Here is a 1,152-nt window from a genome sequence, read left to right on the forward strand (position 1 = left end):
CGTGCCGCCTCGTCACCGCTAAGGTGGCCACGAGGTCTCCGGTATTTCAGGTTCTGCTTGGTCGCTGAACCCTTTACCGGAGACCTCGCTGCTTATCGATCATCGACACCTAACAACTTCGACACCCACGCTAGCCCGAACCCGGCCCACCGACCTGTTCCGTCATGCCGGAACCGATCTTCGTGACGGTCTGGCGCAGCTCGTCTACCTGGCGCAGGACCGCCGGCTATGAGCTATCTCATACGGCTATTGAGACGGAACGAAAACCGGCTCTTTGAGTCCATTCTCGGCACCCTGCGACCGGATCAGCCCGACTCGGGCGCGCCGGTACGGGCATGCGAATCCGCATGCGGCACCTCGCCGCCGTCAGTCGAGCGTCGCCGCCCGGGGTCGGCTGACAGGAACCCGTCGAGCATGTCCAGCAGCACGTCCTTCGCCTGCTCCTCCAGCTCTTCGGGCATGCTTAGCCCCTTCCTGGCACGGCCGGCGACCGACTCGGCTATCTCCGCCGACCAGTGCAGGGAACTCCGGTAACCAGGACCGTAAAGTCGGTCCGGCACCCACTCGTTGAACCCCCGCAGAAAGTCCCCGTTTGTCAGCGCGTTACCACCTCCCAGGAAGGCGACGAGCGTGGCAAACCGGTCGTCGGGCAGGAACATACGCGGTGTGACCCGGAGTCGCCGCGCGAGCTCTAGATGATCCATCAGAATCCAAAATCAATGTCGGGGGCGTAGTCGAACCTCTTCCCTGTCCATTCTGCCTTGAATTGCTCGGGCGTCAGGCCGTTCTTCCCGGTCGTGCCGTCGTAGACCCGACCGTTCTTGACGACGACATAGTGATGGTTCCAATCACCGTCCGGATCATGGGTGGAAGTAACGAGGCGTGAGCCATACTTCGGTTTGATGAAAACGATCTCCCCGCCGCCGAGCTTCTTCTGGAGCTTGCCAGCGCACTTGTAGCAGTTCCCGCCCTCCTGCTTCGGCCACCCGTCCATCGTCTTGTTGCACGTCGGGCCGCCCTTAGCGTGTGTCGAAAGTTGTTAGGTGTCGATGATCGATAAGCAGCGAGGTCTCCGGTAAAGGGTTCAGCGACCAAGCAGAACCTGAAATACCGGAGACCTCGTGGCCACCTTAGCGGTGACGAGGCGGCACG

General features: G+C 61.5%; 2 protein-coding genes. Both read right to left on the bottom strand.

The genetic code is table 11. The annotated features are described in order from the left end of the window. Positions 1 to 305 precede the first annotated feature (305 nt). Positions 306 to 659: a hypothetical protein gene (locus tag FLL47_RS42580; RefSeq protein ID WP_144128384.1), complete on the bottom strand. Its 354-nt coding sequence runs from the start codon at positions 657 to 659 to the stop codon at positions 306 to 308. A gap of 44 nt (positions 660 to 703) precedes the next feature. Further along, the gene (locus FLL47_RS42585; protein WP_144128385.1) at positions 704 to 994 is read right to left on the bottom strand and encodes a cysteine peptidase family C39 domain-containing protein; all 291 of its coding nucleotides are present in this window, start codon (positions 992 to 994) and stop codon (positions 704 to 706) included. Between the last annotated feature and the right edge of the window lie 158 nt (positions 995 to 1,152).

The sequence above is a fragment of the Catellatospora sichuanensis genome (genome assembly GCF_007483665.1).
Classification (GTDB): Bacteria; Actinomycetota; Actinomycetes; order Mycobacteriales; family Micromonosporaceae; genus Catellatospora; species Catellatospora sichuanensis.